The organism is Coprococcus ammoniilyticus, assembly GCF_025567345.1.
GTDB lineage: Bacteria > Bacillota > Clostridia > Lachnospirales > Lachnospiraceae > Coprococcus > Coprococcus ammoniilyticus.
This window is the reverse complement of the sequence record NZ_JAOQJS010000001.1, coordinates 225,575-246,540: the sequence shown is the minus strand read 5'-3', so window position 1 is coordinate 246,540 and position 20,966 is coordinate 225,575. Positions and strand designations below refer to the sequence as shown.

14 protein-coding genes and 1 tRNA gene are annotated in these 20,966 nt (G+C 44.1%); 13 read left to right on the top strand and 2 right to left on the bottom strand.

Annotated elements, in window-relative coordinates:
• Positions 1 to 6: 6 nt before the first annotated feature.
• The 4 genes from OCV60_RS01010 (at position 7) to OCV60_RS00995 (ending at position 5,251) form a co-directional block, all read left to right on the top strand.
• On the top strand, positions 7 to 711 hold the full coding sequence (locus tag OCV60_RS01010; RefSeq protein WP_008401792.1) for an ABC transporter ATP-binding protein: 705 nt from the start codon (positions 7 to 9) through the stop codon (positions 709 to 711).
• A gap of 9 nt (positions 712 to 720) precedes the next feature.
• A complete protein-coding gene (locus OCV60_RS01005) occupies positions 721 to 3,276 on the top strand; it encodes an ABC transporter permease (RefSeq protein ID WP_021944349.1) in 2,556 nt (851 codons plus the stop codon).
• Between the two features lie 136 nt (positions 3,277 to 3,412).
• Positions 3,413 to 4,567, top strand: a complete 1,155-nt coding sequence (locus tag OCV60_RS01000) for an FprA family A-type flavoprotein (RefSeq protein WP_021944350.1) — start codon at positions 3,413 to 3,415, stop codon at positions 4,565 to 4,567.
• Between the two features lie 75 nt (positions 4,568 to 4,642).
• Positions 4,643 to 5,251, top strand: coding sequence for a phosphoribosylanthranilate isomerase (locus OCV60_RS00995; RefSeq protein WP_021944351.1), 609 nt, complete (start codon positions 4,643 to 4,645; stop codon positions 5,249 to 5,251).
• A 501-nt stretch (positions 5,252 to 5,752) separates the two neighbouring features.
• On the opposite strand, the gene OCV60_RS00990 is transcribed toward OCV60_RS00995, so the two are convergent.
• Positions 5,753 to 5,826, bottom strand: a tRNA-Pro gene (locus OCV60_RS00990).
• A 522-nt stretch (positions 5,827 to 6,348) separates the two neighbouring features.
• Here OCV60_RS00990 and OCV60_RS00985 point away from each other — a divergent pair.
• From OCV60_RS00985 to OCV60_RS00975, 3 genes are all read left to right on the top strand, one after another.
• Positions 6,349 to 8,790 carry a winged helix-turn-helix domain-containing protein gene (locus OCV60_RS00985; protein ID WP_021944352.1) on the top strand — a complete coding sequence of 814 codons (2,442 nt, stop codon included), beginning with the start codon at positions 6,349 to 6,351 and terminating at the stop codon, positions 8,788 to 8,790.
• 173 nt (positions 8,791 to 8,963) lie between these two features.
• Complete coding sequence (locus OCV60_RS00980; protein ID WP_021944353.1) at positions 8,964 to 9,167, top strand: helix-turn-helix domain-containing protein; 204 nt, start codon at positions 8,964 to 8,966, stop codon at positions 9,165 to 9,167.
• Positions 9,168 to 9,297: 130 nt separating this feature from the next.
• Positions 9,298 to 11,100: a bifunctional homocysteine S-methyltransferase/methylenetetrahydrofolate reductase gene (locus OCV60_RS00975; RefSeq protein ID WP_021944354.1), complete on the top strand. Its 1,803-nt coding sequence runs from the start codon at positions 9,298 to 9,300 to the stop codon at positions 11,098 to 11,100.
• Here the strand turns inward: OCV60_RS00975 and OCV60_RS00970 are convergent.
• Entirely contained in the window at positions 11,063 to 12,427 is a 1,365-nt protein-coding gene (locus OCV60_RS00970) for an MATE family efflux transporter (protein WP_173789096.1), read from the bottom strand. The genes OCV60_RS00975 and OCV60_RS00970 overlap by 38 nt on opposite strands.
• A 276-nt stretch (positions 12,428 to 12,703) precedes the next feature.
• On the opposite strand from OCV60_RS00970, the gene OCV60_RS00965 reads away from it, so the two are divergent.
• The 6 genes from OCV60_RS00965 to tmk all read left to right on the top strand — a co-directional run bounded on the left by OCV60_RS00965 (position 12,704) and on the right by tmk (position 20,950).
• Positions 12,704 to 13,987 (top strand): L,D-transpeptidase family protein, encoded by a 1,284-nt coding sequence (locus OCV60_RS00965; RefSeq protein WP_117784629.1) that lies wholly within the window; start codon positions 12,704 to 12,706, stop codon positions 13,985 to 13,987.
• A 129-nt stretch (positions 13,988 to 14,116) separates the two neighbouring features.
• On the top strand, positions 14,117 to 15,343 hold the full coding sequence (gene hflX / locus OCV60_RS00960) for a GTPase HflX (protein ID WP_117784741.1): 1,227 nt from the start codon (positions 14,117 to 14,119) through the stop codon (positions 15,341 to 15,343).
• A 151-nt stretch (positions 15,344 to 15,494) separates the two neighbouring features.
• Complete coding sequence (locus tag OCV60_RS00955; RefSeq protein ID WP_262529049.1) at positions 15,495 to 17,798, top strand: hypothetical protein; 2,304 nt, start codon at positions 15,495 to 15,497, stop codon at positions 17,796 to 17,798.
• Between the two features lie 32 nt (positions 17,799 to 17,830).
• The gene (gene aroD / locus OCV60_RS00950) at positions 17,831 to 18,598 is read left to right on the top strand and encodes a type I 3-dehydroquinate dehydratase (RefSeq protein ID WP_021944359.1); all 768 of its coding nucleotides are present in this window, start codon (positions 17,831 to 17,833) and stop codon (positions 18,596 to 18,598) included.
• A gap of 20 nt (positions 18,599 to 18,618) precedes the next feature.
• Positions 18,619 to 20,241, top strand: a complete 1,623-nt coding sequence (locus OCV60_RS00945; protein WP_021944360.1) for an aminotransferase class I/II-fold pyridoxal phosphate-dependent enzyme — start codon at positions 18,619 to 18,621, stop codon at positions 20,239 to 20,241.
• An 82-nt stretch (positions 20,242 to 20,323) separates the two neighbouring features.
• Entirely contained in the window at positions 20,324 to 20,950 is a 627-nt protein-coding gene (gene tmk, locus OCV60_RS00940) for a dTMP kinase (protein WP_021944361.1), read from the top strand.
• Positions 20,951 to 20,966 lie beyond the last annotated feature (16 nt).

The following is a 20,966-nucleotide window of genomic DNA, read 5'->3' as shown; positions in this document are numbered from 1 at the left end:
GGCGGCATGAGTGCATATGTTGAGTTTAAGGATGTTAAGAAAATATATAAGACCGGTGAGGTTGAAATCCATGCTCTGCGGGATGTGAACTTCGAGATTGAAAAAGGAGAATTCTGTGTCATCGTTGGAGCGTCAGGAGCGGGAAAGACAACGATTCTGAATATCCTGGGCGGAATGGACACGCTGTCCGGCGGCAGCGTATATCTGGACGGAAAAGAAATCTCCGGGCTGAACAAGCGGCAGCTTACGGCATACAGGAGATATGATGTAGGATTTGTATTTCAGTTCTATAATCTGGTGCAGAATCTGACGGCACTGGAAAATGTAGAGCTTGCGGCACAGATCTGTAAGGACCCGTTAGATGCGGCAACGGTATTAAAGCAGGTAGGGCTTGAGGATCGTATGGCAAATTTCCCTGCACAGTTATCCGGTGGAGAGCAGCAGCGGGTAGCGATCGCCAGAGCACTTGCAAAGAATCCGAAGCTGCTTTTATGTGATGAACCGACCGGTGCGCTGGACTATAATACAGGAAAATCCGTACTCAAATTGCTTCAGGATACCTGTAGGAACACCGGAACTACGGTTATCGTTATCACACATAATCAGGCACTTACAGCAATGGCAGATCGTGTGATCACAGTTAAGAGCGGAACAGTAGAGAAGGTTGTTCTGAATGATAACATTAAAAATGTAGAAGATTTGGAATGGTAGGTATGTCTTATGAAATCAATGATGCGTCGTACGACATTTCGAGAAATTAAAAACAGTTTTGGACGGTTTGCAGCGATTCTCGCGATCATAGCGTTAGGTGTTGGTTTCTTTTCAGGCCTGAAGATGACCAAGCCGGCTATGGTGAAGACGATTACGGATTTCCTCAGTGATTCGGAATTCTATGATCTGCATCTGGTGTCTACGCTTGGCTATACAGATGAGGATGTGGAAGCATTTGCGGGTGAGGATGATGTCCGGTATGCAGAGGGCAGCTATTCATTTGATGTGCTTTATGATGGTATGGGTGATAATGAACGTGCACTCAAAACCTTGTCATTGCCGGAGCATGTGAATGACATCCGTCTGGTGGATGGCAGACTGCCGGAAGCGGATGATGAATGCGTAGTGGATGACAAGCTGACAGATGTGAGAATCGGTGATGTCATTACCGTGGCAGATACGAATGGTGATGCCACTGAGACAAAGCTCCGCTATAGGGAATTTACGGTTACCGGAACCGTACAGTCCTCCCTTTATATTAATTTTGAACGTGGAACGACTACTCTCGGGACCGGTAAATTAAGTGGATTTGTATATATGAAGCCGGAAGCATTTGACTGTGAATGCTACACTGACGTCTATGTCAGGTTTGATCAGGACTATGCGTTATACGATGATGCGTACGATACCTATATGGACGAGAAAAAGGATGACTGGGATGCTATCTGTCATGACCGTGTTACGAAACGATATCAGGCGCTTTTGATGCAGACCGGGCTTACCGAAGATATGGTTGCCGGCGTAACCATAGATGACGCACCGGATGTCAGTTATTATATTCTTGGCAGGGAGACGAATGTCGGTTATGTCTGTTTTGAGAGTGATTCCGATATCGTGGATGGTGTAGCAAAGGTATTTCCGGTGTTCTTTGTATTGGTTGCTGTGCTTGTCTGTATGACGACGATGAATCGTATGGTCGAGGAACAGCGAACAATGATCGGAATGCTAAAGGCACTTGGATACAGTGAGCATACGATCATGGGCAAATATATGATCTATTCAGGGCTGGCAGCAGTTATCGGATGTATAGGAGGCTTTTTTGCAGGGACGTATGCATTCCCACGGGTAATCTGGAAAGCATATCATATGATGTATCTGAATATTAGCTTAAAATATATTGTAGACTGGAAGCTGGCAGGAATTGCTATGCTGGTATCTCTGGCATGTTCGGTAGGAACAACATGGTTTACCTGCCGGTATGAACTGTCGGAGACTGCGGCAGGTCTGATGCGGCCGAAGGCACCGAAGGCGGGCAAACGTGTATTTCTTGAGAAAATATCATTTGTATGGAAACGGTTAAAATTCCTGCATAAGGTATCGGTTCGAAATATCTTCCGGTATAAGAAGCGTTTCTTTATGATGGTAATAGGAATCAGCGGATGCACAGCCCTGCTTCTGACCGGATTTGGTATCAATGATTCGATCGCCGGCTTTGCAGATCGTCAGTATGATGAGATCCAGATCTCAGACGGAACGATGACCCTTGCAGAGAGTGTTGATGATGTGAAGAAAACGAATGCAGCTTCTGAGGAAAATCAGAAGGATCAGCAGAAAGCAACGCAGACGGGTTCGGAATCAGCGGCAGCCGGTGATCTGTATGATAAATTAGACAAATATATGCAGGACTATGATTTTGTTGGTGAGACAAGCTGGGATCTGATAGAGTCCGATGGCATTAAGAGCATTAATCTGGTTATTATGAAGGAACCGGAGCATTCGGACAAATACATGGATTTTCACAACAGTAAGAATGAGAAGGTCGCTTATCCGGGCAAGGACGAGGCGATTATCAACAGTGCTCTGGCAACCCGGTATGATCTGTCCGTTGGAGATACCATTACGATCCGGAACAGTGATATGAAAGAGATCAAGGCAAAGATTTCCGGCATCTTTGAAAATTATGTATATAATTATGTATATCTGTCGCCGGAAACATACATGGATCAGATGGGAGAAGCTCCGGTATATCATTCCGTCTATTTCAATCTAAAGCCTGATATGGATGCACATGAAGTGGCTGCCGATCTTATGAAAGAAAATGTAGTTTCTGCAGTAGTCGTGAATGGAGATATGCGCGAACGTATCAGCAATATGATGAAGAGTCTGGACTATATCGTTCTGGTCGTTATCCTGTCGGCGGCAGCACTGGCATTTATCGTGCTGTATAACCTGACAAATATCAATATTACAGAACGAATCCGGGAGATTGCAACAGTAAAGGTGCTTGGATTTTTCAGAAATGAAACCTCATCTTATGTGTTCCGTGAAAACTGGGTGCTGACGGCAATCGGAATAGCGGTCGGTCTGGTGCTCGGAGTATTTCTGCATAGCTTTGTTATGGATCAGATTCGTGTGGATATGGTTTCATTTGACACTTACATTTCACCGCTTAGTTATGTGTACAGCATTATTCTGACGTTTGCTTTTAATGGCTGTGTCAACCTGTTCATGTCGGTGAGACTGGAGCGGATCAATATGGCGGAGTCCTTGAAGTCTGTGGATTAAAGCGGATAAGATAAAAATGCAAAGAACATATTGTATCGGGTTCTGTGTTGATACCATATGTTATAAGAAAATTGCAGGTGTATAGAGTGATTGCAGGCAGAAAATATATAAATGAAATGACAGGAGGAAGAAAAGAATGACAGTTACAAATGATATTAAGTACATCGGTGTGAATGACCATGAGATTGATCTGTTTGAGGGACAGTATATTGTGCCAAATGGCATGGCATATAATTCTTATGTGATCATGGATGAGAAGATTGCCGTTATGGATACGGTGGATCAAAATTTTACAGACGAATGGTTTGCAAAGCTGGAAACGGAGCTTGCAGGCCGGACACCGGATTACATCGTAGTTCAGCATATGGAGCCGGATCATTCGGCGAATCTTGCAAATTTCATGGAGAAGTATCCGACAGCAACAGTTGTTGCAACGGCGGCAGCATTTAACATGATGAAGAACTTCTTTGGAAAAGATTATGCTGATAGAAGAATGATGGTGAAAGAGGGAGATACCTTATCACTTGGAAAGCATGAGCTGACATTTGTCATGGCTCCGATGGTACACTGGCCGGAGGTTATGGTGACCTATGACAGCACAGATAAGGTATTATTCTCCGCGGACGGCTTCGGCAAATTCGGAGCCTTGGATGTAGAGGAGGACTGGGCATGTGAGGCTCGCCGTTACTACATCGGAATCGTAGGAAAGTTCGGTGCACAGGTTCAGGCATTGTTGAAGAAGGCAGCAGGACTGGATATCCAGATCATCTGTCCGCTTCATGGACCGGTTCTGACAGAGAATCTCGGATACTACATCGGTTTATATGATACATGGTCATCGTATGGAGTGGAAACAGATGGCGTAGTGATCGCTTACACATCTGTTTATGGACATACAAAAGAAGCAGCAGAGCTTCTTGCAAAGAAGCTGACTGAAAAGGGATGTCCAAAGGTAGCAGTCAATGATCTTGCCCGTTGTGATATGGCAGAGGCAGTAGAGGATGCGTTCCGTTATGGCAAACTGGTGCTTGCAACAACGACCTATAACGGTGACATTTTCCCATTTATGAGAGAGTTCATCAATCACCTGACAGAGCGTAATTTCCAGAACCGCACGATCGGTTTGATCGAGAATGGCGCGTGGGCTCCAATGGCTGCAAAGGTTATGAAGGGTATGTTTGAAAACAGCAAGAATCTGACATTTACTGATACAACAGTTCAGATCAAGGCGGCATTAAATAACGCAAGCCTTGCACAGATCGATGCACTGGCAGATGAACTGTGTAAATAATCGATTTTATATAGAAGTATTGTTCTACCACTATGATAAAGAGGTCGTACATATAAATGACAGAATGGAGAAGCTATGAGTCTGGTAAAAATCTGTGGAATCACAGAAGAACAGGAAGTTGAATATGTAAATGAAGCCGGCGTGGATTTTATGGGAATGGTGATGTTCTTTCCGAAAAGCAAGCGGAATATCACAGTAGAAGAAGCATCTTCCCTTATAAAAAAATTGAACCCTGCGGTCACATCCGTAGCGGTAACGGTAGAACCGACGCTCGATCAGATCCGGGAGATCGAAGCTGCCGGAATCCAGATGATCCAGATTCATGGGGATATCAGCGAGGAACTGCTGCAGGAGATCCATATTCCTGTTATCAAAGCATTTAATGTACATGATCTGTCTTCTTATGAGAGATATCATCAGGCGGACATAGTAAAAGGATATATCTTTGATGCACAGACACCGGGCAGCGGGAAGACCTTTAATTGGTCTGTGCTCTCCGATATTCCGCACGATGAGAAGTTTGCCCTTCTTGCCGGAGGTTTAAATCCTGACAATGTGGCAGAGGCATTTGCCGCAACTCATGTGGATGGTGCAGACACCAGCTCCGGTGTGGAGAACGACACCGGAATCGGCAAAGACCGGGAGAAGATCCTGAGATTTGTGGCGAATGTGAAGAAGCAGTAGAAGATGTATTATTTCAGGCACTTTGTGGGCAGTGATACGTTTTTGAGCAGACATTGGTTATTTTCATTGACTGCTTGAAGGGTATCATGCTTATAGGGTGCTGTTTTATTGTGCGATTCGCAGCAATGCTTTTCGTACATCATCCAGATAATTTCTTCCGACCATCTGGGTCTGTTTATTTGCAAGATAGATCGTGGAGCCGGATAAGGAGGGATAATACTGGGTGAAAAGATCGGATTTAATTAGACAACTTGAGGCAGGAGGGTTTGTTTTTGAGCGCATGGGGGAAGTCATGATATTTATGTTAAAGGGAGTAAGAAAGAAACAATCCCCATTCTAACGCCGGTTCTTAGTGAGCCGCCAAAGGCGGGGAACTTAGCACCGTTGCGTTAGAATAGAGTGCAAACGTCTTGCGTAATAATGGGTAATGTGTTCTTCCATTTTTAAGATTCGGAAAAACGGATTGTTTTATAACTGTGCGTAAAAAAGAGCACAAAAAAATCGGCGCGACAGGATTTGAACCTGCGACCTCTTCGTCCCGAACGAAGCGCTCTACCAAGCTGAGCCACGCGCCGAAAGAAAATCCATACTCAAATGTATGGTTCCCAACACCTGTATTAGTATAAATATTTCTCCTGAAAAAAGCAAGTGTTTTGTTAGAAAGAATTAAAAATTATAAAAAAGCGTGCAACACTAGCCGTTTGTCCAGTGTACAGTCTACTAAAACAAGTGATATAATGAGTGAATAACCCCGGCAAGCAATTACACAGCATGCCTGCTAGCAGGCGAAGCTGTGTAATTATTTGCCGGGCAAACAGACATGAGCATGAAGGGCGAAAGTCCGGAATGCGAATGCCTGTGGCGATTTCGGGAGTTCGAAGAACGGAGAAATCGCAGATATTCACGAAGAAGAAATATGCAAATGACAGCATGCCTGCTAGCAGGCGAAGCTGTGTAATTATTTGCCGGGCAAACAGACATGAGCAAGAAGGACGAAAGTCCGGAATGCGAATGCCTGAGGCGATTTCGGGAGTTCGAAGAACGGAGAAATCGCAGTTATTCACGGAGAAGAAGGAACAAACGAAAGGACAGCGGTTATGAACGGAACTAGATCAATAGAAAAAGACTGTTATATCAAACCGAAAAAAGCGTGGCGGTTATTAAAGACAGCAGATGATGAGAATGTAACCGCGTACATATATGGAGTCAGTGGAACAGGAAAAAGCACCCTGATCACTCGCTATCTGGGAAAGAGAAAATACAAAATGCTTCATGCAGGAACGATAACACCGGAGGAACTTCAGATTCCGGAAGGAGCGGTGCGGAAGATCATAGTGATCGATGATCTGCATGAGTTGATCTGGGAAGAAGATGATGCAATCCAGGATGCTATTTTCCGGTTGATCGTGAGGGAAGATGTCTGGGTGATCTTGTCAGGACGATGCCCGGTTCCGCCGTGGCTTACCACGATCCGGTTTCGGGAAGGCTTCTACATCATAGATGAAACCATGCTTATTATGGACATGCAGGCTATATTAAAATATGTGGAACAGACACAGATGGTTTTAACAGAAGCCCAGAAGCAGCGTCTGTCACGCGAAACCGGAGGTATGGCATTTGCATTGTGCGTGGCAATGTCCATGTATTATGAACTGGGATATACAAATGGACTGACTGATTCAGAGTATGATGAATATTCCAGAAAAGTAATAGAGCAGATGTGGAATTATCTGGAATTTCATGTATACGACAAGTGGGATATCCGTATGCAGGAATTCTTGATGAAGATATCGATCGTGGATACATTTACGGTTCGTCTGGCAGAGATGATTACAGGAACAAATGATGCAGAAAATCTGATCGAACATGCAAGATGGATGGGTAATTTCTTAGATGAACAGATGGGAGCAAATGGAGAAAAAATCTATAAGCTTCGAGATCATATGCGGTTATCCATGCAGCGCAGGATGCACAGAAAGTACACAAAGGAACAGATAAAAAATGTATATGAAAATGCCGGACTGTTCTATCAGTTAGCTGGTGATCCAATGCAGGCACTTACAATGTATGAGAAAGCAGGTTCAACAGAACGGATGCTTTCTATCCTGATCGACAATGCAAGAAAATCACCAAACAGCGCATATTTTTATGAATTGAAGCAATATTATCTCGCACTGCCGGAAGAGAGCGTGAAAAAAAGTCCGGAGCTTATGTGTGGCATGAGTATGCTGCAATCGCTATTGCTGAATCCGGAAGAAAGTGAACGGTGGTATCAGGAACTGCAGGCATATGCAGACAGTCATCAGGGCAGTAGCCGGAGAATCGCAAAAAATAATCTGCTGTATCTGGAGATTGGATTGCCGCACAGAGGTTCTGTGGATATGGTCAATATTATGAAGCAGGCATACCGGCTGGTATTTGACCGGCAGGCAACGCTTGGAGAATTATCAGTTACATCCAACCAGCCATCGATGATGAACGGCGGCAAGGATTTCTGTGAATGGAGCAAAAAAGACCGCGAACTGGCAGGCAAGATAGGTAAGCTTGTGGAATTTGTTCTTGGCAAATACGGCAAAGGGTTGGTCAATCTGGCATTGGCAGAGAGCTTTTTTGAAAAAGGCGAAGACAATTACGAGGTTGCTGTCCTTGCAAATAAAGGACGGATGCAGGCAGAAGCAGGCGGCAAGATCGAGCAGTGCTTTGTAGCAGATGGAATCCTGGCATGGCTGCATATCATAAATGGAAAAGTTCAGGAGGCAGAAGAGATTCTGCGCAGCTTTTATGAAAAAGCAGAAAAGGAAGGTGCAGAAAAGCTACTTCCGAATATACAGGCATTTCTGATCCGGTGTGCATTGTACAAGGGCGAGTGGTCAGAAGTGAACCGATGGATGGAACAGACGGCAGATGAAAATGTGGAATTTTCGATCTATGAGCGTTTCTTATATATAACGAAGGTGCGGGTATATATCCAGCGTGGAAAATATGATCAGGCATATAATCTGCTAGTAAAGCTGCAATATTATGCAGATGTCATGAAGCGTACTTATATCCGGATAGAATGTAATCTGTTGATGGCGGTTACTTTGTACCGGATGGGAAATGATGACTGGAAAGTGGTTCTTCAGAAAGGTCTTGCAGAAGCGGAAGAGTACCATTTTGTAAGGGTGATATCCAGAGAAGGAGCGGCTATATATCCATTGCTACAGGCATTTCCGGATGACGAAGGTAAGGCAGAGGAGGATGCAGAACTGGTGAAAACACACCGCCAGTATTACAGACAGGTAATGAAGGAAACGGAGAATGTTGCAAAGTCGTATCCGGGGTATCTCAAAGCAGGAAAGGCTGAGGTCCGGTTAAATGAAACCGGTATCCGTATCATTAAACTTCTGGCAGAAGGATATTCCAGAATACAGGTTGCAGAGCAGCTCGATATGACGGAAGCAAATGTAAAATATCATATGGCACAGGCGTATAAAAAGTTAGGTGTAAAAGATAAAGCTGGGGCAGTACTGGAAGCAAAAAACAGACAGTTGATCTGACTCTGATAAGGGAGTCTGGGTTCAATATATTCCTGAAACGATTAAAAAACGGTAAAATAAGACAGAAAACGGGACATTTTTGTAGGGACTATTGCAAATTGACCGGTATTTTTGTAAACTGATGCTGTATTGGTTTTGGGGACGAATACAAATGGGTTAAGGAGGAAACAAGAATGGATGAGAGAGAAGTATATGGAAATGAAGTCCGGAAACTTCGAGACAGTATGGGAATGAACCGTAAAAAGTTCTGTGACTATTATGGGATTCCATATCGTACCGTGCAGGATTGGGAGGCAGGAAAAAGAAAGATGCCATCCTATGTGCTTCGGATGATGAAGTACGTTGCAGAAAAAGAGCAGATGATAAAGGTATCATAATGTTCTGATTAAATGAAATGATCTGTATGCAGGATAGTCAGAAATGACAGACTTGCATGCAGATCATTTTTTGATTTATAATGTTGTGCAAGTCGGATTTTGAAACGAACAAGGAGATAAGCAGATTTTTATGAAATTAAAGGAATACATACAGACAAAACGTATCATTGCAGATGGAGCGTTTGGTACTTATTATATATCGTTATATGGGGATGGGAGCAGGGCAGAAAATGGTGCAGGACTTTCCAATCTTCCGGAGCTTGCTAATATAAAAGCGCCGGAGCGTGTTATCGGGATCCATACAGAATATATAGAGGCCGGCGCACAGTTTGTCCGGACGAATACATTTGCATCAAATACAAAGAGTCTTTCTGCTGATATGGAAAAAGTGAAAGAGAATATCTGTGCAGCGGTTATGTGTGCAAAAATGGCAGCAGGCAAAGTGGATCGGGAAATTTATCTTGCAGGTGATATCGGACCGATCCCTGTCGAAGGTATGCTGCATTCTGACCGGCTGACACAGGAATATATTGCGATTGGAGAGACATTGCTCAGTCAAGGAATCGATATCCTGTTATTTGAGACCTTCCCGGAGCTCGAAACGATCCTTCCGGCGGTTACATATCTGAAAGAAAACCATGACTGTACGATCCTGGTACATTTCAGCGTGAATCAGTTTGGTTACAGCAATACAGGGCTGTCTGCAAAACGTCTGATCGCAGAGGCAAATGCCTGCCCGTATATTGATGGTACCGGTTTAAACTGTGGTGTCGGTCCCGGACATATGGAGAAGCTGATCCGGAAGATCGCACCGGACGATACGACATTTCTGTCGGTGTTTCCAAATTCCGGATACCCGAAGTATCTGAACAATCGTCTGACATTCACAGATAATGCAGAATATTTTACTGAGAAGATGGAAGAGATCGCAGCTCTTGATGTCGGTATCTTTGGCGGCTGCTGCGGTACAACACCGGAGTATATCCGAAGGATCGCAGCAGGCATATCAGCCGATCATCCGGTTAGGAAAACAGAAACAGAGGCAGAGAAGATTACTGTCCCTGAGCATCCGGCATATGGATTTATGGAACGCCGTGTGAAAGAGCCTGCCCACAAACTGATCGCAGTTGAACTGGTGCCACCATTGAATGCAAATGATGAAAAGCTATTAGATGCGGCGCATATATTAAAAAATGCAGAGGTCGATGTTGTAACTTTCCCGGATTCCCCATCCGGAAGAACCAGAGCGGATTCCGTATTGATGGCAGAGAAGATCAGGCTGGAGACCGGATTATGTGTAATGCCGCATATCTGCTGTCGGGATAAGAATGCGATTGCAATCCGTTCTACGATCCTTGGCGCGAGCCTGAACCATATCACGAACTTCCTTTTGCTGACAGGGGATCCGGTTCCGATACTGTTCCGTCAGACAACAAAGAGTGTATTTAACTTTGATTCGGTTGGAATGATGAAGATTGTTCAGGAGATGAACAGTGATACATTTACCGGCCATCCGGTTACCTATGGCGGGGCGATCAATCACAACCGGATGAATACCAAGGCAGAAACAGAACGGATCAGAAGAAAAATGGCAGCGGGAGCGACCTTCTTTATGACACAGCCGATCTTTTCAGCCGAGCAGGCAGATGTTATAAGGCAGATGAAAAAAGAAACCGGGGCAACGATCCTGGTTGGATTGATGCCCCTTGTCAGCCGTAAAAATGCGGTATTTATGAAAAATGAAATGACCGGTATTGAGATACCGGATACGGTCATAGAACGATACCGGGAAGATATGAGCCGGGAAGAAGGAGAAGCCTGTGGTGTCCAGATCGCCAGAGAATTCATGGCGATGACAGATGATTTTGCAGACGGATATTATTTCTCATTCCCATTTAATCGTGTTCATATGCTGAAGAAGATCTTGAAATAGAAGCAAACATTTTCTCCGGAGGATTGGACAGGTACATGATCGTAAGCATGAGCGTGCAGGCTGCCCAGATGATCGGTTCTGTGATCGCAACACCGAGATAGCCAAGTGCAGGAGCAAGGAACAGAACAGCAAGGATTTTTCCTACCATTTCCATGGTACTGGAAAGAACCGGTACGATCTTTCTTCCCATACCCTGCATTGCACAGCGGAGAACAAATAAAGGTCCAAGGACATAGAAGCAGCAGACGCTGATCCTTATATACATAACTGCCGGATCGATGACTGCCGGGTCATTTGTTCCTGCGATCAGCCGGATCAGAAGCGGGGAAGCAGGGAATCCGATCAGAATGATGATCGTGGTTGCGATCGTATTGATAATGATGCCGGCACGGACACCTGTTTTTACACGGTCGATCCGCTTTGCACCCAGATTCTGGCTGACAAATGTTGTAACTGCATTTCCGATGATATAGAGAACGACATCCAGAATGTCGAAGATCTTTCTGGCAGCCGTATGTGCGGTAATGATATTTGTTCCTAATTTATTGATCGAACTCTGTAAGGTGACAGTACCGAAATTAACGATGCAGCTCATGAAGCCCATAGCCAGAGCGGACTGTACCAGATCATTAAAATCTGCACGGGCAACATGGAATTCGTCTTTTTCCGGAATCAGAAAACGACACTTTGTAAATATATAGATAAAACATGCAATTCCTGCGACTGCCTGCGAGATGACAGTTGCGATGGCAGCACCAGCAACGCCTGACTGGAAGACCTGAATGAACAGCAGATCCAGACCGATATTTAATACAACGGATATGCTCAGGAAGATAAGCGGTGTTTTGCTGTCACCGACAGCACGCAGCAGATTTGCGCCAAAATTATAAACAGCGGAGAAGATCAGTCCGGCTAAAATATATTTGACGTAGTTGTCAGCCATATGTATAATTTTCTCAGGTGTATCAAGAAGCACCAAAAGGTCATAGATAAACAGTAATCCTACGATGGTAAGTACAATGGCGGAGACAAGTGTGAGAATGGCAGAAACACCGATGCATTTTCTCATATTTTTCTTATCCTGCGCACCAAAATATCGGGCAATCGGTATGGACAGACCCAGAGTGGCACTGTTTAAGAAGCCGATCAGGGTGTTGGAAATAACACTGGTCGCTCCAACTGCGGCAAGTGCTTCCGGATTGATACAGTTTCCGACGATAGCGGAGTCACAGAAGTTATAAAGCTGCTGTGCGATCTGACCCAGGATCATTGGAAGAGCGTAGAGCCAGATTACTTTTATTGGTTTTCCTTCGGTTAAATCTTTCATATATATAAACGGCAGCATTTAAAATTGCTGCATCCTCCTTTCTGCTTTATAGAATTATATACATTTTTGTAAAAGTGTAAATAGCTTATACGGCAAAAAGGTATGGAGAAAATGATTGAGGTAATTTAGTGAAAATGACGGTTTGTGGAAGAAAATGATTTCTGATACAGGAAAATGAATGCGCAGCAAAACCGGGTAACCGGATATGTAAGATAAATTTAGATTTGATAAAATAGTTATATGCTAGAATAAAATAACTGGAAGGTCTGGTCACATATGAAGAAAAAAGGATTTTTATTTTTTGCAGTCTACATTTTGGTACTGGTGGGTATCGGAGTGATGGCTGTTACAAGAGCAGGAGAAACAAGCAGAAGAAAGATATCCATATATAAAGAGGCAACACCGGAGGATGGAACCGGGCAGGAAACAGAGACCTTGCAGGAGGTACTTCATCTGACAAGAGAGGCAGAGATCCTTGAAGTTGCAGAGCTTCCGCAGAAACAGGAATATAACGGTCTGCGGCTGGATGATAACGGGATGCCTTATGCGATCAGGATCAACCGGACACTGAATATCGTAACGGTATACAGTCTGGATGATGAGGGACATTATACAGTGCCGGTAAGAGCAATGCGGTGCTCGATCTCATTGGATGATACAACACCGGTCGGATTGTTTACGACGACAGAGAAGCGTCTGGAATGGGCGTTCCTGCAGGGAAATGTATATGGACAATATGCATATCAGATCCATGGAGGAATTTATTTCCATTCTGTGCCATATACAGAAAATAAACATGATAAGCTGGAAACATGGGAATATAACAAGCTTGGTGAGGGTGCATCCCTTGGCTGTATCCGGTTATGTGTGGCAGATGTCAAGTGGATCTATGAGAACTGTCTGCCGGGAACACAGGTTTATCTGTTTAACAGTGACTATCCGGGACCGCTTGGCAGACCGCAGCAGCCATATACATTTGCAGATGTGTCTGAAACCGGATGGGATCCGACAGATACGGCAGATGACAGCCCGTATGAAGGAACGGCAGCGATCTATGGCGCAGAGGATCATACGATCAAGATTGGTGAACCATTTGACAGCAGAACAGGGGTCATGGCATTTTCATCGGACAGACAGAATGTAACAGACCGGCTTATGGTAGATGGTACAGTGGATAATCAGATACCGGGGGAATATAAGTTAGCGTATTCTTTCTATGACAATGGAAAGAAAATAGAGCGGGATATATTTATCCGGGTTGTTGATACAGAAGCTCCGGTTATTACGATGCTGCCAGACCGGTTATATCTGGCCGGATATCATGGAGATAAAGAAGAACTGGCAGACCTGATCGCCAGAAATATTACTGCTTATGACAATGAGAAACAGATCATCCAATACAGATGGACACCAGAGAAGGATACAACAGAGGATGCAGAGCTTGTTATAGATCTTTCCAGGGTGGAGGATATACCGGGAAGCTATGAGATATCCTGTTACGCAGAAGATGCGGCAGGCAACCGATCCGAAAGTTATACAATATGGATCGAACTGGAATAAACAATAGTTGAAGATATCCTGATATAAAGGAGAGAAGCATAATTGGAGATTAAGTCAGAAAATGAACAGAAATCCGGCTACGAGGTTCTGGCGGAAACAGAGGAACGGGTTATCCTGTTTGCTGCAGCGATGGATGGTGTGGAGGTTTCTGAAACAGAAAAGTCGCTGGACGAACTGGAGGAGCTGTTAAAGACAGCAGGAGCACAGTCGGTTGGACGTCTGATCCAGAGCAGGGACCGGGCAGCCAGTGACCTGTATCTTGGAAGAGGAAAGGTAGAAGAGCTTCGGAGCATGATCGCAATGTATGATGCGACCGGAGTGGTGTGTGACGATGAGCTGTCGCCGGCACAGTTGATGAATCTGCAGGATGCATTGGAGATCAAGGTTATGGATCGTACAATGGTCATCCTTGATATATTTGCGGCACATGCAGGCAGTTATGAAGGCAAGCTGCAGGTCGAGCTTGCACAGTTGAAGTTCCGTGCGACCAGACTGGTCGGAATGAGGGATTCCCTGTCACGTCTGGGTGGTGGAATCGGAACCAGAGGACCTGGTGAGAAAAAGCTGGAGATCGACCGAAGAGTGATCAGAGACCGTATATCCAAGCTGAAAGCGGATCTGCGGCAGGTGGAAAACCGACGGACGGAGCAGCGAAAGCAGAGAAGCCGGACCGGAATCCCGGTTATCAGCATCGTAGGATATACGAATGCAGGAAAATCCACTCTGCTGAACAAACTGACGGATGCCGGAGTGTTGGAGGAAGATAAGCTATTTGCAACACTGGATCCTGCAACAAGGAATGCGGAGCTTCCGGCGGGGCAGCAGGTGTTATTTACGGATACAGTCGGATTCATCCGAAAACTTCCGCATCATCTGGTAGAGGCATTCAAGTCAACACTGGAAGAAGCCAGATACAGTGATGTGATCCTTCATGTGGTGGATGCATCGGATCCGAACTGGGATGATCATGTTGCTACAGTATATACAACGCTCAGACAGTTGAATATTGATGAGGAGAAAGGCCGACCGGTAATCACGGTATTTAACAAGATCGATAAGCTGCCGGAGGATGCCGATCAGTCATCAATCAAGGATTTGAGAGCGGATCGTATGGTTTATATGTCGGCAAGAACCGGAGCAGGTATACCGGAGCTGTTGTCGGTGATCGAAGAAGTTCTCCGGGAGCAGAAAACCTATATCCGCCATACATTTTCCTATCAGGAAGCGGGAAAACCGGGGCTTATCCGGAAATATGGCGAAATGATCACAGAAGAATATCTGGAGGATGGCATTTTCGTGGAGGCGTATGTTCCGAAGAGCCTGATCGGGCAGATTGGCTTGTCTGATGAGGATTAAAGGAATATAGAGGTATTAAAAGTAAATTAAAATCAGGCAAATGCTTTGACAAATCCGGAGATATCTACTAATGTAAGATTTGTCAGGGCTTAAGGCAAATATAAACAGAAAGCTGATTTCTGTAACATATTTATTATGAAAGGAAAGACAAATGGACGAAAATAATATGAATCAGGGATTTCCAGAAAATCCAGACGGTTATCAGGCAGCTCCGAATAATGGGGAATATGCCAATTACAACGCAGATCCAAATGGGAATGCATATGGCGGTTACAACGCAGATCCAAATGGAAATGCATATGGCAGTTATAATGCGGATCCGAATATGGGTGGCTATGCAGACTATAATGCAGATGCAGGCAATGGCGGTTATGTACAGCCGGAAATGAATGCATATGGAGATCAGGTTCCATATCAGGTTCCTGCACCAAAGAAGAAAAAAGGCGGCAAGATCGCATTGATCTCACTTATCGCAGTGGTATTAGTTGCTGCAATTGTTGCTGTTGTATTCTTCCTTGTAAGAAAAACACCGGAAGAAGTGATCAAGAGTTCGATCAAGAAAACAATTACTGATACGGTAGATAAATCTCCGGTGGAGGAAGCAACCGGTATTTCAGAATTCAGTGATGACAAGATGGATTTTGATGTCGATATGACAGTCAATAGTATCTATCAGATGGATGGTATCGCAGGATCTAATCTGGATCTGAATGGTGCATTTGAGAAGCAGAGTGACAATTCATATAATATGAATCTGAATGGTACTCTTTCAATCGCAGATCAGGCATTATCCGCAAGTGTGTATTGTGTTGACCGGGTGATCTATTTTGAATTGCCGGAATTATACAATGATGTGTTTAAAATGGATCTGGCATCTATGATGGATGCACTTGACACATCTGATCTTGATACAGATACACAGAATAAAGTGAAAGAGCTGTATGAGAAATATATGACTCCTGCAAATGAAAAGCTTAAGAAAGCAATTTCTTTTGATAAGGTCGGAAATGTAACAGTAGAGAACCACAATGGAGATTCTGTTTCCTGTAAACAGTATACAGTTACACTCCCAACTGCAGATGTAAAGGCATATGTTACTGCATTATGCAATTATCTGAATGCATATGCATCTGAATTTATAACAGATGAGCAGCTTGAGTCTGCTGACATAACAAGATCAGATCTTGCACAGATATTTAATTATGTACCAACCTATTATGGTATGCTGTTCTCAAGAGATTTTGTATTAAATGTATATGTAAAGCATAATGAAGTTGTTAAACTGGGTATGGATTACAAGTTTACTGTACTTAATGCGGAGGCTTCACTGGCAGTTGACTTTATGGGTACAGACAGTCCGGCTGATGATATCTATGCAGTGCTTTCTGTTACAAAGGATGAAGAAGAACTTGCATCTGTTACGATCAGTGACAAGAGTGAGAATGGCAAGGGTTCATATACAAAGAAGCTGGAAGAGACAGTTGTTGTAAATGGAGAAACGACCGCAACTCTTACACAGAACAGTTCATTTGTAAAATCAACAAATGCATTTGAGAGCCATATGACAGTTTCTGCAGCAGAACAGCCTGTATTTGCTTATGATCTGACAGGAAGCCTGAAGGACATCAACAAAGGAAAGTCCTATACAGTTGCTATAGATTCCCTGAAGGTAACAAACGGTGATTCTACCGTATATGCAGATCTGAGCGGTGAGATTAAATTAGGTGATCTTGGTGCTGAGATTAAGGCACCGGATTCTTCCAAGAATGTGATCGATTATACAGAAATGACAGATGATTACATGCAGAATAATATGAACACAGACAATCTGGAAAAGATCGTATCTGCATGGAAAAAGGCACTTGGTTCATCAGCAGATATAAAGGATGATATCAGTCTTGGAGATCTGACATCTTCTGATATTGATCTTGGAGATATCTCAGACATTGAGGATGATTCTGAGATGGTCGTAGACAGTGCTGATATTGATGATCAGGACTATTCCGGCATCAAGATGTCAGGCAACAGCTATACGATCGCGATCAAGGATCCGTCCGGCTATGACCGTGGATATGCAGATGATTCTGAAGTTGATATTTACAATGATAAGTACAATGTATACTACACACTGACACCGGATTGTGATAAAGAAAAAGAATGCGAGAACTTTAAAGCATATTTTGATTATCTTGGAGAAGATGGCAAAGTAGTTGATGAGAAGATGGAGCAGGTTACAGGTGCAAATGGCCAGACGCTGGACTGCTATGTAATAAATTCAGAAGTTTACGGAACAAATACCCGTGATTATTATTACTTCTATCCTGTCAACGACAAGGATTACCTGGTTGTAAATGTCAATGTATGGGCAGACGGAGAAGGCGAAGAAGTAAAGGCAGATATAACAGCCATAGCAGATGAGCTTGTAAATGATCAGGTCATTGATATACAGAAATAGCAGGAGAAAAGAATTCCGGGAGCACAGATAATATGAATGTAGTAGAAGTGAAAAGGGTAAGGATCGGTGAGGGTGCAACTAAGATCTGCGTACCGATGGTTGCACCGACAGACTATGATGTAGATGCGCAGATCCGTACGATCAAAAGATCTAAGACAGATCTGGTAGAATTCCGGGCAGACTGCTTTGAGGACTGTCTGGATATGGATATATTAACAAAGACGCTGGAAAAGATTCAGGATAAGTTATCTGAGTTCCCGATCATTTTCACATTTCGTACCAGAAGTGAAGGCGGCAGTCATGATATTACACCGGATCAGTACCGGGAAATGCTTCTGCATGTGATCAAAAGCGGATATGCGGATCTGATCGATGTAGAATATTTCTATGATATTCCATTCGTGACGGAAGTGATCGAGACAGCACATGCACATGGCGTAAAGGTTATTGTATCGAATCATGATTTTAAGACTACGCTACCGATGGAGCAGATCGTAAACCGGTTTAAAGATATGATCAATACCGGAACAGATATTGCAAAGATTGCAATGATGCCGGAAGATGGCTCGCAGGTTGTTGATATGATGCAGGCTGCAAAGGAGCTTCAGGAATCTGGAAATCAGACACCATTGATCGTTATTTCGATGGGTGAGCTTGGCGTATCCACAAGAACGACCGGAGAAATGTACGGAAATTGTATCTCATTCGCAACTGCGGGAATCCCTTCTGCACCGGGGCAGATCGATGTAGAAGCACTTCGCAGTCAGCTGGAAATGATACATAATATAATTGGCAGCTAAAGATGAAGGATGGAGACTGGATGGTTTTATTTGCAGAGAACAGGGATTTTTTGCAGATAAGATTCTCCGGTCTTTCTTCTTATAGAACAGGAGAGATCAGCTTGAAAGAATATATTAATCAATATCTGGACAGATACAGGAAAGGGGATTATTACCCATGGCATATGCCGGGACATAAAAGGCAGGATGTATTTAAAGATGATTTCTGGGAAAATATGTTTCTCCGGGATTTTACGGAAGCAGAAGGGCTGGACGATCTTCATGAACCGGAGCTGTTCATGAAGGACAGTCTGGAGCAGATGCAGCGGTTTTATGGTACGGAGAAAACCTATATGATGGTAAATGGAGCCACCGGAGGCATCCTGACAGCCCTGTATGCCTGTGCACCGGAGGGGGCATCTGTGTTGATGGGACGGAATTGTCACAAATCGGTTTGCCATGCAGTCAGTCTTCTGAATCTGAAGCCGGAATATGTCGTACCGGAGTTGCTGCCGGGAACGGATATATTTGCAGATATCACACCGGAACAGATGGAACAGGCATTAAATGAACTAAAAAAAACGGACAGGCTGCCGGCTGTGGTTGTTATCACATCCCCAACGTACGAGGGCGTGATATCAGATATCTGTGGGATTAAAAATGTGCTTGAGCCATATAATATTCCATTGATCGTAGATGAGGCACATGGAGCACATCTCCCGTTTATGCCGAAACGAAATCTGTCAGCGGTCGCAGCAGGAGCAGATCTGGTCATACAGAGTACACATAAGACGCTTCCTTCACTGACACAGACAGCACTTCTTCATGTGAACCGAAAGGAGCTGGTTCCGAAGGTGGAGCGGTATTTGCATATTTTTCAGACATCATCACCCTCTTATCTGTTCACACAGAGCATGGAGAAAGCAGTCGTATATGCGGGGAATCATCCGGAAGTATTTGATGCATATAGAAAACGACTAAAGCATTTTCGAAAAAAATGTAAGGAACTGAGGCATATCAGACTGTTACAACCGAAGCAGACATGTTATGCTTATGATAAAGGTAAGCTTGTATTTACTGTATCAGGTGTGCACCCGGCAGAACCGGGAACGGACAGCCGGAACGACATTCCGGCTACAGGACCGTGGCTTGCGCATGTATTAGCGGCGGAATATCAGCAGGTGGTTGAGATGGCAGGAACGCATCATGTGATCCTGATGACCTCATTTGCAGATAAGAAAAAGGCATTTGAGCATCTCTATGAGATATTGAAACATATAGATTCGGAGCTGACAGAAGCAGCGGATAAAGCAGGAAGAAATGCAGATCAGATGAACCATGCAGATTCCATGTCGGTGCTACCGGATATGGAGAATGCCGTTTTATGTAGTACAGGGTTTCATCTGCCGGAGCAGGTTATGACGCCGGGAGCAGCGTGGAGACTGGATAGCAGCGGAGAGAAGCTGGCAGAGGCGGAAGGAAGCATAGCGGCAGATTATGTATATGCATATCCACCTGGAATTGCAGTTATAACACCGGGCGAGAAGATCGACGGGCAGGTGATCCGGGATATTACGCAGATGGTGGAAACCGGTCTGAATATGATCGGAGTCGAATATCAGACGGATGGGATCTATATTCCGGTTACAGAACCTGTGCGGTAAAGGAAACATCAAAAGTTCAGGTGTTTAGATGACGATCATTCATTTACAAATATGATTAAACACATAAAGGAGCATGGAATATATGCAGGGAATATTTATAACGATGGAAGGTCCGGACGGAGCCGGTAAGACAACACAGATCGAACTGTTAAAGGATTATCTGAATAAAAAGGGATATGATGTACTTATCACCAGAGATCCGGGCGGAAATGCTGTCAGTGAAGCAATCCGTGAGGTCATTTTGAATAAAGATTTTACAGAGATGGGATATATGACAGAGCTGTTATTATATGCAGCAGCGAGAGCACAGCTTGTAAAGGAGAATATCAAGCCGGCATTATCTGCAGGCAAAGCAGTTATCGCAGACCGTTTTGTGGATTCATCAGCCGTATATCAGGGAATCGGACGGGGACTTGGAATTGATACCGTTTATAAAGTAAATGAATTTGCCTTGCAGGGCATCCTGCCGGATATGACATTTTTAATGGACCTGGATGCAGAAGTCGGTATTGCCAGAAAGAAAAATCAGGCAGAGCTTGACCGTATGGAACAGGAAAGTCTGGACTTCCATAAGAAGGTTGTTGAGGGCTATAGAAGTCTTGCAGAAATGAATCCCGATCGTATCGTAAAAGTCGATGCAGCTTTGCCAAAAGAGGCAATACATGATATAATAACTTCGTATGTAGAAAAATGGCTGGCAAGACCATAGCATAAGCAAGGAGAAT